At 67.4% G+C, this 14,120-nt stretch carries 12 protein-coding genes; 7 read left to right on the top strand and 5 right to left on the bottom strand.

The genetic code is table 11. The features are described 5' to 3' along the window. Positions 1–33: 33 nt before the first annotated feature. Entirely contained in the window at positions 34–1,041 is a 1,008-nt protein-coding gene (locus CCR79_RS07635) for a LysR family transcriptional regulator (protein WP_201170487.1), read from the bottom strand. 272 nt (positions 1,042–1,313) lie between these two features. Here CCR79_RS07635 and aceA point away from each other — a divergent pair, with 272 nt between their 5' ends. The 3 genes from aceA (at position 1,314) to clpA (ending at position 5,386) form a co-directional block, all read left to right on the top strand. Continuing rightward, positions 1,314–2,582 carry an isocitrate lyase gene (aceA, locus tag CCR79_RS07630; RefSeq protein ID WP_201170483.1) on the top strand — a complete coding sequence of 423 codons (1,269 nt, stop codon included), beginning with the start codon at positions 1,314–1,316 and terminating at the stop codon, positions 2,580–2,582. 129 nt (positions 2,583–2,711) lie between these two features. Beyond that, entirely contained in the window at positions 2,712–3,032 is a 321-nt protein-coding gene (clpS, locus tag CCR79_RS07625) for an ATP-dependent Clp protease adapter ClpS (RefSeq protein WP_201170480.1), read from the top strand. An 83-nt stretch (positions 3,033–3,115) separates the two neighbouring features. After that, a complete protein-coding gene (gene clpA, locus CCR79_RS07620; protein WP_201170478.1) occupies positions 3,116–5,386 on the top strand; it encodes an ATP-dependent Clp protease ATP-binding subunit ClpA in 2,271 nt (756 codons plus the stop codon). 53 nt (positions 5,387–5,439) lie between these two features. Here the strand turns inward: clpA and infA are convergent, their stop codons facing one another. The 3 genes from infA to aat form a co-directional block, all read right to left on the bottom strand. Then, a complete protein-coding gene (infA, locus tag CCR79_RS07615) occupies positions 5,440–5,658 on the bottom strand; it encodes a translation initiation factor IF-1 (protein WP_201170476.1) in 219 nt (72 codons plus the stop codon). A 111-nt stretch (positions 5,659–5,769) separates the two neighbouring features. Then, a complete protein-coding gene (locus tag CCR79_RS07610) occupies positions 5,770–6,480 on the bottom strand; it encodes an arginyltransferase (protein WP_201170475.1) in 711 nt (236 codons plus the stop codon). Beyond that, entirely contained in the window at positions 6,477–7,220 is a 744-nt protein-coding gene (gene aat, locus CCR79_RS07605) for a leucyl/phenylalanyl-tRNA--protein transferase (RefSeq protein ID WP_201170474.1), read from the bottom strand. Before aat ends, CCR79_RS07610 begins: the two co-directional genes overlap by 4 nt. Before the next feature lie 54 nt (positions 7,221–7,274). Here aat and CCR79_RS07600 point away from each other — a divergent pair, with 54 nt between their 5' ends. The 4 genes from CCR79_RS07600 (at position 7,275) to serS (ending at position 13,180) form a co-directional block, all read left to right on the top strand. Next, on the top strand, positions 7,275–9,845 hold the full coding sequence (locus tag CCR79_RS07600) for a DNA translocase FtsK (protein WP_201170473.1): 2,571 nt from the start codon (positions 7,275–7,277) through the stop codon (positions 9,843–9,845). Between the two features lie 49 nt (positions 9,846–9,894). Continuing rightward, positions 9,895–10,530, top strand: a complete 636-nt coding sequence (gene lolA / locus CCR79_RS07595; RefSeq protein WP_201170470.1) for an outer membrane lipoprotein chaperone LolA — start codon at positions 9,895–9,897, stop codon at positions 10,528–10,530. Then, the gene (locus tag CCR79_RS07590; RefSeq protein ID WP_274522059.1) at positions 10,527–11,810 is read left to right on the top strand and encodes a replication-associated recombination protein A; all 1,284 of its coding nucleotides are present in this window, start codon (positions 10,527–10,529) and stop codon (positions 11,808–11,810) included. The genes lolA and CCR79_RS07590 overlap by 4 nt, the downstream gene beginning before the upstream one ends. A gap of 92 nt (positions 11,811–11,902) precedes the next feature. Beyond that, the gene (gene serS, locus CCR79_RS07585; RefSeq protein WP_201170468.1) at positions 11,903–13,180 is read left to right on the top strand and encodes a serine--tRNA ligase; all 1,278 of its coding nucleotides are present in this window, start codon (positions 11,903–11,905) and stop codon (positions 13,178–13,180) included. Between the two features lie 140 nt (positions 13,181–13,320). Here serS and CCR79_RS07580 read toward each other — a convergent pair whose 3' ends face one another. After that, positions 13,321–14,001 (bottom strand): Bax inhibitor-1/YccA family protein, encoded by a 681-nt coding sequence (locus tag CCR79_RS07580; protein ID WP_238634630.1) that lies wholly within the window; start codon positions 13,999–14,001, stop codon positions 13,321–13,323. Positions 14,002–14,120: the final 119 nt, after the last annotated feature.

Below are 14,120 nucleotides of genomic sequence, written 5' to 3'. Positions count from 1 at the left end.
GTCACCCCGGTAGACCGGGGTGACCGCCACGGCTCACTCCGGGCCGCGGCCGGGGACAAGCACGCTCTCTTGGCTGCCCGGGACGCCGTCCCACTCCGCCGCCTCGCCGAAGCCCTCGGGGTCGATCAGCTCCAGGAAACGACGGGCCTGAGGGGAGAGGTAGCGGCCGCGACGCAGCATGACGCCGTAGGTGCGCCGCGGGAAGATCGCTGGCAGGTCGCGGATCGCCAGCTGCTCCTGCCCGGTCAGGCAGATCGCGCTGGCGATGCCGACCCCGAAGCCGAGCTCGACATAGCGCTTCATGATCTCCCAGCCGCCGACCTCCAGGCGCACCTGGTAAGGCACGCTGTGCTGCTGGAAGATCAAGTTCACCAGGCGCCAGGTGGTCAGCTGGCGTGGCGGAAGGATCAGCTCGCCGGCGGCCAGGTCCTCGAGGGTGATCTCCTCCTTCTCGGCCAGCGGGTGATTCAGGGGCGTGATCAGCTTCAGTTCGAAGGTGTGCGTGGCGCGATAGACCACGTCATCGGGCAGGTCCAGATTCGACCCGACGGCAATGTCCACGCGGTCCTGCTGCACGGCGTGGATCTGCTCCTCACCGATGAGGTTGTGCAGACGGACGTGGACCTTGGGGTGGTGTTCCATGAAGGCGCGTAGCAGATCGGGCAGGACATAGAGTGAGGTCGACTCGCCGGCGGCGATGTCCAGATGACCGAGCTGCTGCCGGCGGTTGCGCGCCACGAACTGCTCGGGCAGGGAGTCGATCCCCTCGACGAGTGGTGCGGCAACCTCGTACAGGCCCTCGCCATCCGGAGTCAGCCGGATCCGGGGGCCCCGGCGCTCGAACAGGGTGATTCCCATCTCCCGCTCAAGGGCCTGGATCTGCAGCGACACCGACGGTTGACTCAGCTCTAGCCGCTCGGCAGCACGGGAGATGCTGCGCTCCTGCGCGGCGTGGCAGAACGCGCGCAACTGCTTGAGCCGGTTGTGGCGGTAGTAGTGGCGGGGGGATTCGTGATCCAAGGCTTCTCGATCTTCGTCCATTGGGCCGATCAATATGCAATATAGTTTGGGAAATATTGTCAAATGCTGCGGCGCGCCATACTATCAGTGACGCGTTATTCAGGCGCGGCAGTACGCCACCCGGCTGCCGGCGGCTGGCGAACGTAGCGGTACGGGTTCTGGGCCCCGGGTTAACCCCGCCCGGGGTTCGTGCCCCACGAGGGCAACCGCGATGGCCCCTCGGGCCGACAGCAAGAGACCGTCATACAGGATTTTCGGGGGTACGGCGTACCAGCCCGATTGGGAGGAGCATGATGTTGAAAGATCAAGCGGCGATTGAGCGTGACTGGGCGGAGAACCCGCGCTGGAAAGGGGTGCAGCGGGGCTACGGGGCCGATGAGGTCGTCCGTCTCCGTGGGACCGTGCAGGTTGAGTACAGCCTGGCGCGCCAGGGTGCGGAGAAGCTCTGGAAGTCCATGCACGAGATGCCCTACGTCAACGCCCTCGGCGCACTGACCGGCAACCAGGCCCTGCAGCAGGTCAAGGCCGGGCTCAACGCCATCTACCTCTCGGGCTGGCAGGTGGCCGCGGACGCCAACCTGGGTCAGACCATGTACCCGGACCAGTCGCTGTACCCGGCCAATTCGGTCCCCGCGGTGGTGGACCGCATCAACAACGCGCTGCTGCGCGCCGATGAGATCAACCACGCCGAGGGCAACCCGCCGTTCGACTTCATGAAGCCCATCGTGGCCGATGCCGAGGCCGGCTTCGGCGGTGTGCTCAACGCCTTCGAGCTGATGAAGGGGATGATCCGCGCCGGTGCTGCGGGCGTGCACTTCGAGGACCAGCTGGCCTCGGTCAAGAAGTGCGGCCACATGGGCGGCAAGGTGCTGCTGCCCACCCAGGAGGCGGTCCAGAAGCTGATCGCCGCGCGCCTGGCGGCCGACACCATGGATGTGCCGACCATCCTGGTCGCCCGCACCGACGCGGAAGCGGCGGACCTGCTGACCTCCGACGTCGACGACAACGACAAGCCGTTCATCACCGGCGAGCGCACGGCAGAGGGGTTCTTCCGCACCAAGCCGGGCATCGAGCAGGCCATCAGCCGTGGTCTGGCCTACGCCCCCTACGCCGATGTGATCTGGTGCGAGACCGGCAAGCCGGATCTCGGGTTTGCCCGCGAGTTCGCGCAGGCCATCCACGAGAAGTATCCGGGCAAGCTGCTCGCCTACAACTGCTCGCCCTCGTTCAACTGGGCGGGCAACCTGGACGAGGCCACCATCCGCAAGTTCCAGGACGAGCTCGGCGAGATGGGCTTCAAGTTCCAGTTCATCACGCTGGCTGGCTTCCACTCGCTGAACTACTCGATGTTCGAGCTGGCGCGCGGCTACAAGGAGCGGCAGATGGAGGCGTACTCCGAGCTGCAGCAGGCCGAGTTCGCCGCCGAGAAGCACGGCTACACCGCTACCCGTCACCAGCGGGAGGTGGGCGCCGGCTACTTCGACCAGGTCACCAACGTGATCCAGGGCGGTCAGTCCTCGGTCACGGCGCTGAAAGGCTCGACGGAGGAAGAGCAGTTCTGAGACGGCGCCTGGTCGCCACCGGCGTAAGCCGACCCCGGGGTGGCGTGCAGCCGTCCCGGGGTTTTTTTATGGTGGTTATGGGTGGCCTACATTGGCCGGTTGGCGCGCGACTCTATAAAATGAAGGGTGATGACCGACGAGCCGAACCAAGACGATCCGCAGGGCCCCGAGGTTGAAGCGGCCAAACCGTCGCTCAAGCAGCCCCCGATGTACAAGGTGGTGCTGCTCAACGACGACTACACGCCGATGGACTTCGTCGTGGAGGTGCTGCAGCGGTTTTTCAACAAGGACCGCAACCAGGCCACGCAGATCATGTTGCACGTGCACACGCGGGGGAAAGGTGTCTGCGGGGTCTATACCCGGGATGTCGCCGAGACCAAGGTCTCTCAGGTCAACGACTACGCCCGCGAGCACGAACACCCGCTACTGTGTACGATGGAGGAAGCTTGAATCGTTCCAGGAACCGTGGCGGTACTGGCCGGTCCAATCTCCGGGGAGGTACCCCGGTCGAGCCCCAGGCGAGGTAATAGGGCATGCTGAGTAAAGAGTTAGAGTTCACGCTCAATCTGGCCTTCAAGGACGCGCGTGAGAAGCGCCACGAGTTCCTCACCGTCGAGCACCTCCTGCTGGCCTTGACCGATAACCCCGCTGCCTCGCAGGTGCTCAAGGCGTGTGGTGCCGACCTCGAACGGCTGCGCGGCGAGTTGCAGGCCTTTCTGGATGAGACCACGCCGCTGCTGCCGGTCAACGACAGCCGCGAGACGCAGCCGACCCTCGGGTTCCAGCGCGTCCTGCAACGCGCCATCCTCCACGTCCAGTCCTCCGGCAAGCGGGAGGTCACCGGAGCCAACGTGCTGGTGGCGATCTTCAGCGAACAGGAGTCGCAGGCGGTCTACTTCCTGCATAAGCAGAACATCTCCCGCCTGGACGTGGTGAACTACATTTCCCACGGCATCTCCTCGGTGGGGGGTGAAGAAGACATGGGCAAGGAAGAGAGTGGCCCGGCGGATGAAGAAGGTGCGGCCGAGCCGGCTCAAGGGGGGTCGCCCCTGGAGCAGTACGCCACCAACCTCAATCAGCGCGCCCGGCACGGGCAGATCGACCCGCTGATCGGGAGGCGCTACGAGATCGAGCGCACCGTGCAGGTGCTCTGCCGGCGCCGCAAGAACAACCCGCTGTTCGTCGGCGAGGCCGGTGTGGGCAAGACGGCCATTGCCGAGGGGCTGGCCAAGCAGATCGTCGAGGGCGAGGTGCCCGATGTGCTCAAGGAGAGCACCATCTACTCGCTGGATCTGGGCGCCCTGGTGGCCGGCACCAAGTATCGCGGCGACTTCGAGAAGCGCCTCAAGGCGTTGCTGCATCAGCTCAAGAAGGACAGCGGCTCGATCCTGTTCATCGATGAGATTCACACGATCATCGGAGCCGGCTCTGCCTCCGGCGGCGTGATGGATGCCTCGAACCTGATCAAGCCGATGCTCGCCTCCGGCGAACTGCGCTGCATCGGGTCGACGACGTATCAGGAGTACCGGGGCATCTTCGAGAAGGATCGCGCCCTGGCCCGGCGCTTCCAGAAGATCGACGTCAGCGAGCCGACGGTGGAGGACACCGTGCAGATCCTCAAGGGGCTCAAGAGTCGCTTCGAGGAGCACCACAACGTCCGCTTCACCGAGCCGGCGCTGCAGGCGGCGGCGGAGCTGTCGGCCAAGTACATCAATGACCGGCGCCTGCCGGATAAGGCCATCGACGTCATCGACGAGGCGGGCGCGCGGCTCCGGCTGCGGCCCCGTTCCAAGCGGCGCAAGACCGTGGGCCTGCCGGACATCGAGTCGATTGTGGCGAAGATCGCGCGGATTCCGCCCAAGCGAGTCTCCAGTCAGGACATGAAGATCCTCGAGAACCTCGAGGGCGAGCTCAAGGGGCTGATCTTCGGCCAGGACGAGGCCATCGAGAGCCTGGCGTCGACCATCAAGATGTCCCGTGCCGGACTGGGCACGCCGGATCGGCCGGTGGGGACGTTCCTCTTCGCCGGCCCGACCGGCGTGGGCAAGACGGAGGTCACCCGCCAGCTGGCCGACCTGACCGGAGTGCAGCTGATCCGCTTCGACATGTCCGAGTACATGGAGCGGCACACGGTCTCGCGGTTGATCGGGGCCCCGCCGGGGTATGTCGGCTACGATCAGGGCGGTCTGCTCACCGAGGAGGTGATCAAGCACCCGCACTCGGTGCTGCTGCTCGACGAGATCGAGAAGGCCCATCCGGACGTGTTCAACCTGCTGCTGCAGGTGATGGATCACGGCACGCTGACCGACAACAACGGCCGCGAGGCGGATTTCCGCAACGTGATCCTGGTGATGACCACCAACGCCGGCGCCGAGGAGATGAGCAAGCGCTCGATCGGCTTCACCAACGAGAACGACACCCAGGACAGCATGGAGGCGATCCGGCGCACGTTCTCGCCGGAGTTCCGTAACCGCATCGACGCGGTGGTGCAGTTCCAGCCCCTGGGGCAGGACACCGTGCAGCGCGTGGTCGACAAGTTCATCCGCGAGCTCTCGGTGCAGCTGGCCGAGAAGCGCGTCACGCTGGTGGTCGATGGCGACGCCCGGCGGTGGATCGGCGAGAAGGGCTACGATCCGCAGATGGGCGCACGCCCGATGGCCCGCGTGATCCAGCAGCACATCAAGAAGCCCCTGGCGGAGCAGCTGCTCTTCGGCGAGCTCACCGGCGGCGGCGAGGTCGAGGTCACGGTCGAGGACGGCGATCTGGCCATCCACGTCCGGGAAAAGGACACCGAGGGAGCGTAGCCCGGCGAGCGGGGCCCCCGTGGCCCCGGCGACGGGTGTTCCGGGGCGGGGCGTTACCGCTCTCGGTAGACGATGCGACCCTTGTTCAGGTCGTACGGGGTCAGCTCCACCGTCACCTTGTCCCCGGTCAGGATGCGGATGTAGTGCTTGCGCATCTTCCCGGAGATGTGGGCCGTGATCACGTGGCCGTTCTCCAGCTCGACGCGGAACATCGTATTGGGCAGGGTGTCGACGATCACCCCCTGCATGCGGATGGAGTCTTCCTTCGCCATGCGCCTCTCTGATTCGTGGTCGCTGCGGTCGGATGGAGTCCCGCTTGCACGGGACTTCTGAACGCGCGAACTATACCGGCCTGTAGCTCTGGCGGCAAGGCGGTGCGCCGTCTATGCGCCGGCGAGCCACCGGCGTCCGTCAAACACCTCGTGGGGACGGAACGTGGCCTTGTAGGCCATGGTCGGGGCGTCCGCAATCCAGTACCCGAGGTATACGTGCTGTGCGCCCAGCCGGCGTGCCTCCGAGAGTTGCCAGAGCACGGCCAGGTTGCCCAGGCCGCGGTGCTCGGCCTCGGGGGCGTAGAAGGTATAGACGGCGGACAGGGCGCCGGGGAGCACGTCGGTGACGGCCACACCGAGCAGGGGGCCACGCTCCGTGCTGCGCAGCTCATAGAAGACGGTGGTGCACCAGGGGGCTGTCAGGAACCCTTCGGCCTCCGCGCGGTCGGGGTCGGCCATGCTGCTATGGGGATGCCGATGGTCGATGTAGCGCCGGTAGAGCGCCAGCTGTTCGTCGGTGAGAACCGGCGGGCAGGCCGTGACGTGCAGGTCGGCGTTGTCGCGCCGGCAACGGCGGTGGCGGCGCCGAGCGCGGAAACGGGCCACCGGGATGCGCAGCGACTGACACGCCGCGCAGCCGGGGCACCGCGGCCGGTAGATGTAGGGTCCGCTGCGCCGGAACCCCTGCTCGAGCAGCAGCTGATAGCGCCGATCATCCAGCGCCAATTGCGGCGAGAGGAACTCGAGTCGCGCCGTTCGCCCGGAGACGTAGGCGCACTCATGGCAATCGGTGCGCAGCAGGGTGACGCGGCTGCGGGTCACGACCCCTCCCGGCTGCGGTGCTCGGTGGCGGGGTCGAGGTCGTTATCCAGGCGCCATGGTGAGTCGCGATGGGAGGCCTGCAGTGCCCGGTCCAGGCGCGCCAGGTATTCGCTGCGAGGGATCTGGCGGACGCCCAGTCGGGCCAGGTGGGGGTTGCTCATCTGGCAGTCGAAGAGCTGAAAGCCCCAGCGCCAGAGCTGCGCGGTCAGCCAAGTCAGACCCACCTTTGAGGCGTCTTCCATGCGACTGAACATGGACTCGCCGAAGAAGGCCCCGTTCAGGGCCACGCCGTAGACCCCGCCGACCAGCTCCCCCTCCAGCCAGACCTCGGCGGAGTGCGCGCAACCGAGGTGGTGGAGTTCGGTGTAGGCGGCGATCATCTCGCGGGTGATCCAGGTGCCGTCCTGGTCGGGGCGTGGGGCGGCGCAGCCGGCCATCACGGCCTCGAACTCGGTGTCCAGGGTGACCGTCATGCGGGTCTGGTTAAGCCGTCGGCGCAGGCTGCGGCTGACGTGGAAGTCCCCGGGCAGGAAGATCCCGCGGGGGTCAGGGCTCCACCAGAGGATGGGCTGCCCCTCGCCGTACCACGGGAAGATCCCATTGCGGTAGGCGGCCATGAGGCGCTCGGCGGAAAGATCCCCTCCGACGGCGAGCAGGCCGTTGGGGTCGGCCAGGGCCTGGTCCGCCGAGGGGAACGGCTCGTCCGGGGTGTGTTCGTTGAGCCAGCGTAGCCGCCGCATGGATGAAGACGCTCTCTTTTGCTCGGGGCAAGTGGGCCTTGAGGGCACCGGAGCATGATACCGCCTGCTCACGCCGTCGTGCAGGCATCGCCGGGGCGACTTGCCGCTGCCGCGGTGGTCACTGACAATGGTGGATTGATTCCTGCAAAGGGTACGAGATCCGTGGCGGAGCCGGAAGAACAACACGGGGACGAGCCGTTCCTCGGTCATCAGCTGCAGCGCCGCCTGCGCGAGGCAGCCATGGTGCTGCTCGCGGGCGTGGCCGCCTTCATGCTTCTGGCTCTGTGGAGTTACGACGCCGACGATCCGAGCTGGAGCCGGGTCAGCGCCGTCGCCGACGTGGAGAACTTCGGCGGCATTGCCGGTGCCTGGTTTGCCGATATCGCCCTGGTGCTTTTTGGCTACCTGGCTTATCTGGTGCCGTTGTTCATGGCGTGGGCCGCCTACCGGGTGTTTCGGATGCTCGACGAACCCGGTTTCGATCCGCTGGCGCTGGCGGTCCGCTCGGTGGGGCTGGTGCTCGCGCTTCTGGCGGGCGCCGCGCTGGCAAGCCTGCACCTGGAGGGTGAGGCGCTGCCGCTCGGCGCGGGTGGGCTGCTCGGTGAGCTGAGCGCCGGTGAGCTCGAGAGCTGGCTGGGCTTCGTCGGGGCGTCGCTGATGGCCGGCGCGCTGTTTCTGGCGGCGCTGACCCTGGCCACGGGGTTTTCGTGGCTGGCGCTGGCCGAACGCGTCGGACGCTGGACGCTGGAGTTGTTCGGGAGATTGCGTGCCTTGCTCGGGCGGATGCTCGTCGGCGGTGTGGTCGGGGGCGTGCGGGCCGCACGGGGGCGGCTGGAGCGGCGGCGCCAGTCGCGTGAGGAGCAGGGAACGGCCCGGGCCGAGCCCCCGCGGATCGCGCCACCGGCGCAGCAGGAGTCGGGTGGCGGCAAAGTGCGCAAGGCGATCCAGTTGCTGCCCCGGGCCCGTGCCGGGGATCCGCCGGAGCAGGTCATTGAGGAGCCGCCGGTCCAGCGCGAACCCTCCTCTGCCGCAGAGAAGCCGCGCCGGCAACGCAAGAGCGAGCGCAGCAAGCGCAGCGGACCCGCCGCAGGCGGCTCGCCGGTGCCGCCGGTGGATTTGCTCGACCAGCCGCCGGCGGGCAAGGGCGGTTACAGCCGCGAGGTGCTGGCGACCATGTCGCAGCAGGTCGAGGAGCGGCTGCGCGATTTCGGCGTCGAGGTCCAGGTCGAGACCGTTCAGCCGGGGCCGGTCATTACGCGCTTCGAGGTCTTGCCAGCCGCGGGCGTCAAGGTCAGCCAGATCTCTAACCTGGCCAAGGATCTGGCCCGCGCCATGTCGGTGCGCTCGGTCCGCGTGGTGGAGGTCATCCCCGGCAAGTCCACGGTGGGGCTGGAGATCCCCAATGAGCAGCGCGACGTGATCGCGCTCTCGGAGATCATCCGTTCCCAGGAGTACGCACGCATGAAGTCGGCGCTGACCGTGGCGCTGGGCAAGGATATCGGGGGCAATCCGGTCACCGCCGACCTGGCCAAGATGCCCCACCTGCTCGTGGCCGGTACGACCGGCTCCGGCAAGTCGGTGGGGATCAACGCCATGATCCTCTCGCTGCTCTACCGCAACACCCCCGAGCAGACCCGGCTGATCATGGTCGATCCCAAGATGCTGGAGCTGTCGGTCTACGACGGGATCCCGCATCTGCTCGCCCCGGTGGTCACCGACATGAACGACGCCGCCAACGCCCTGCGCTGGTGCGTGGCCGAAATGGAGCGGCGCTACCGCCTGATGGCGGCGCTCGGCGTGCGCAACGTCACCGGCTTCAACGACAAGGTGCGCGCGGCCCGCGAGGCCGGCGAGCCGCTGCTCGACCCGTTGTTTGATGCCGCCGACCCCAACGAACAGACCTTGGACGGCGAGACCCCGCAGGCCCCGGAGCTGGAGGAGCTGCCCTTCATCGTGGTAGTGGTCGACGAGCTGGCCGACATGATGATGATTGTCGGCAAGAAGGTTGAAGAGCTCATCGCTAGGCTGGCGCAAAAGGCCCGGGCGGCGGGGATCCATCTCATCCTAGCGACCCAGCGCCCCTCGGTGGACGTCATCACCGGGCTGATCAAGGCGAACATCCCCACGCGGATCGGCTACCAGGTCTCCTCGAAAGTGGATTCGCGTACGATCCTGGACCAGCAGGGCGCCGAGGCGCTGCTCGGGCACGGCGATATGCTCTACGTGCCGCCGGGCAGCGGCGTGCCGCAGCGCGTGCATGGCGCCTTCGTCTCTGACGCCGAGGTGCACCGTGTCGTCGAGCATCTCAAGGCGGTCGCCGAGCCGGAGTACGTCGACGAAGTGCTCCAGGATGCCAGCGAATCGGCCCCCATCCCGGGCCTGCCCGGCGAGGGCGGTAACGGGGGTGGTGGCGGCGGCAGCGAGAGCGATCCGCTCTATGACGATGCCGTGCGCATCGTCACCGAAACCCGGCGCGCCTCCATCTCCGGCGTGCAGCGGCGGCTGAAGATTGGTTACAACCGGGCTGCCCGGCTGGTCGAGGAGATGGAGGCCGCCGGGGTGGTCGGGCCGTTGCAGTCCAACGGCGGTCGCGAGGTCCTGGCGCCGCCGCCGCCGGATGCCTGAGCGTTTCCCACGACGTGCCCATGCACGCAACCCCGGAGGCAAAACGCCCATGACGCCCATCCAACGAACCGCAATCGCGCTCGCCCTGGTGCTGGCGCTCGCGCTGAACGCCGTGCAAGCCGGGCAGCTGGCGGCACTGGAGGACTACTACCGCGATGTGGAGACGGTCCAGGGGGTGTTCAAGCAGTTCACTCTGGACGATCGCGGGCAGGTGATTGAGGAGTCCTCCGGTGACTTCGCCATCCACCGCCCGGATCGCTTTCACTGGTCCTACGCCGGCCCGTTCTCCCAAGAGATCATCGCTGACGGTGAGCGTCTCTGGGTCTACGACGTCGAGCTCGATCAGGTCACCGTGCGGGATCAGCGCGCCGTCCTGGGCAGTGCACCCGCGCAGCTGCTCTCCGGCGATTACGCTGATCTAGCGGAACTGTTCGAGTTGGCCGAGACCGAGGACTACGTCCGGCTCACTCCCCGCGACGGCGGCGAGGCCTTTGATGAGGCCCGGCTGGGTATGCGCGACGGGCACCCGAGTGCGCTGGAGATCGACGACGCCCTGGGGCAGGTGACCCGGGTCGAACTCGACGAGGTGCGCATCAACGAGTCCGTGGATGCCGACCGGTTCCGTTTCGACCCGCCGGAAGGGGTCGACGTCTACGAGACCGATCCGGACGAGGGGGTCCGTTGAGCGCACCTCCGAGTGCACCGCTGGCCGAGCGCATGCGCCCGCGCAGCATCGACGAGATGGCCGGGCAGGGGCATCTGCTCGATTCCGGTCGGGCGCTGGTGCAGAGCGTGGAGGCCGGGCGTCCCCACTCCATGATCCTGTGGGGGCCTCCAGGCAGTGGCAAGACGACGCTCGCCCGCCTGGTGGCCGAGCACGCCGAGGCCCGGTTCCTGACCCTCTCCGCGGTGACCGCCGGGGTGCGCGAGATCCGCGGTGCCATGGCCGAGGCCACGGATCTCTGGAAGACGGGCCGGCGCACGGTGCTTTTCGTCGACGAAGTGCACCGGTTCAACAAGGCGCAACAGGACGCCTTCCTGCCCTACGTGGAGGACGGCACGGTGGTCTTTATCGGGGCCACCACGGAAAACCCCTCCTTCGAGCTCAACAAGGCGCTGCTCTCGCGGGCGCGGGTCTACATGCTGCGGGCCCTGGACGATACGGCCCTGTCCGAGCTGCTCGAGCGGGCGTTGCGCGACCCGGAGCGCGGCCTGGGGGAGCGTCGGCTGCAGGCCACCGACGAGGCCCGGGCTCTGCTGCTGCGTGCCGCCGACGGCGACGCCCGGCGATTGCTCTCGGCCCTCGAGATTGCTGCGGACCTGGTCGATGCGCAAACCCTCGACGCCGATGCCGTGGCCGAGGCGGTCGCCGGCGGGGCACGGCGCTTCGACAAGGGGGGCGACGATTTCTACGATCAGATCTCGGCGCTGCACAAGTCGATCCGCGGTTCGGATCCGGACGCTGCGCTGTACTGGCTAGCGCGCATGCTCGATGGTGGCTGCGATCCGCTCTACATCGCCCGGCGGTTGATCCGGGTTGCCTCCGAGGACATCGGCAACGCCGACCCGCGGGCCCTGCAGGTGGCCCTGAACGCCGCCGAGGCGTACGAGCGTCTCGGTTCGCCGGAGGGGGACCTGGCCCTGGCCCATGCGGCCGCATTCCAGGCCTCGGTACCCAAGAGCAACCGCGTCTACACTGCCTGGCAGGCGGCCGAGCGGGACGTCCGCCGGTACGGCTCGCTGGAGGTGCCCATGCACTTGCGCAACGCCCCGACCGGGATCATGAAGGAGCAGGGTTTCGGCAGCGGTTACCGTTACGCCCACGATGAGCCGGAGGCCTTCGCCGCCGGCGTCGAGTACATGCCGGATGCGTTGGCCGGAACCCGGTACTACGAGCCCTCCGACCGCGGGCTGGAGCAGCGCATTGCCGAGCGCTTCCGGCGGTTGCGCACCCGGCAGGCGTAATGCGCGCCGCGCCGTGGCGCCGACCGCCCGGAAATCATTAGAATGCACGCCGCCATGGCGCCCGCCCCGGAACCAAGGAGCCTGCGACACCTATGATCAACCCCAAGCTGCTGCGTAACGATCCCGAAGGCATCGCCGCCAACCTGGCGCGGCGCGGATTCGAATTCGACGCCGCCGGCTACCGTGCGCTGGATGCCCGGCGGCGCGAGCTGCAGCAGGAGACGCAGACGCTGCAGAACCAGCGCAACGAGCGCTCCAAAGAGATCGGCGCGGCCAAGAAGCGCGGCGAGGACATCGAGCCGCTGAAAGCCGAGGTGGGCCGCATCGGCGAGCGCCTGAACGAAGCAGAGAACGCCCTGAGCGAGGTGCAGGAGCAGCTTGAGGCGCTCCATCTTGGCCTGCCCAACCTCCTCGACGACCAGGTTCCCGACGGTGAAGACGAAGCCGATAACCGCGAGCTCCGCCAGTGGGGTGGGATTCCGGCGCTGCCCTTCAAGCCGCGGGATCACGTCGATCTGGGCGAGCTGCTCGGCGGGATGGACTTCGAGGCGGCCGCGCGCATCGCCGGCAGCCGCTTCGTCACCCTCAGTGGGCCTCTGGCGCGGCTGCACCGGGCACTGACCCAATTCATGCTCGATCTGCACACCAGCGAGCACGGTTACACCGAGGTCTACGTCCCGTACCTGGTCAATGCCCGGGCGCTGACCGGCACCGGGCAGCTGCCTAAGTTCGAGGCGGATCTCTTCCGCGTCGAGCACGACCCCGATTTCTACCTGGCGCCGACGGCCGAGGTGCCGGTGACCAACCTGGTCCAGGAGCGCATCGTCGAGGACCCGGATATGCCGCTGCGCTTCGTCTGTCACACGCCGTGCTTCCGCTCCGAGGCCGGCAGCTACGGCAAGGACACCCGCGGTATGATCCGCCAGCATCAGTTCGAGAAAGTCGAGCTGGTCCAGGTGGTGCGCCCCGGGGAGTCGTGGGATGCGCTGGAAGCGCTCACCGGCCACGCCGAGGCGGTGCTGCGCCGACTGGCGCTACCCTACCGGGTGGTGTCGCTGTGCAGCGGAGACATCGGCTTCTCGGCGGCGCGCACCTACGATCTGGAAGTGTGGCTGCCGGCGCAGGAGCGCTACCGGGAGATCTCCTCCTGCTCGAACTTCACCGACTTCCAGGCGCGGCGCCTGCAGGCGCGCTGGCGCAACCCCGAGACCGGCAAACCGGAGCCGGTGCACACACTCAACGGCTCTGGACTGGCCGTGGGGCGCTGCCTGGTGGCGATCCTGGAGAACTACCAGGAGGCCGATGGTCGGGTGAGCGTCCCCGAGGCACTGGTCCCGTACATGGGCGGGGTGCGCGTTCTGGGCGACTGAGAGCGCCCGGCCCCTGAATCCCGATCACCGGCGTGCGGCGGGATCTCCGGTCGCGGACGGGACGCGGCAGTATCGGGAGGAAGCCCCGCAAGGGGCGGGCCGGGCATTGCGCCCGGCCCGATACGCACGGATCCGGCGGGTTACTCGTTGGCCAGCCCGAGCAGGTGCAGCAGGCTGGTGAACAGGTTGTAGATGGCCACGTAGAGGGTGATGGTGGCCATGATGTAGTTGTCCTCACCGCCGTTGATCATCTCGCTGGTCTGGTAAAGGATCAGCCCGCTCATCAGGATCATGAACATCACGCTGACCGCCAGCGACAGGCCCGGCATCTGCAGGAAGTAGGCGGCCAGGGCGGCGACGAACGCGACCAGGATCCCGGCGAAGAGGAAGCCGCGCATGAAGCTGAAGTCGCGCCGGGTAGTCAGGGCGTAGGCCGACAGGCCCAGGAAGATCGCCGCCGTGCCACCGAAGGCCATCATCACGGTCTGACCGCCGTTGGGCAGGCCCAGGTAGAGGTTGATGATCGGCCCCAGGGTGTAGCCCATGAACCCGGTCAGGGCGAAGATCGACGCCAGCCCCCAGACGCTGTTGCGCAGGTACTGGGTCAGGAAAAGAAGACCGAAGAACCCGCCGAGGACGACGAAGATGTTCAGACGCGGTGCGTCGGTGAGCACGGCCGCGCCGGCCGTCACGGCGCTGAACGCCAGCGTCATGGCCAGAAGGATGTAAGTGTTGCGGATCAGCCGGTTGGTGGCCAGCGCCTGGGTGGCGGCACCGCCGGTTGCCGTCGCGACGCGACTATCGGAATAGCGCTCGGACATAGGGTCTGCCTCCTTGTTCGGTTCCGCGATCGTGGGCCGCAGCGTCTACGGCTAGCGCGCCCATTATCGACGTTCTGGCCGGTCGACGCTACATTGTCCCGCGGGTCGTGCCGTTTCGC

It is taken from the genome of Halorhodospira halophila, from assembly GCF_016653405.1.
GTDB classification, from domain to species: domain Bacteria; phylum Pseudomonadota; class Gammaproteobacteria; order Nitrococcales; family Halorhodospiraceae; genus Halorhodospira; species Halorhodospira halophila_A.
This window is presented reverse-complemented; position numbering and strand designations above follow the sequence as displayed.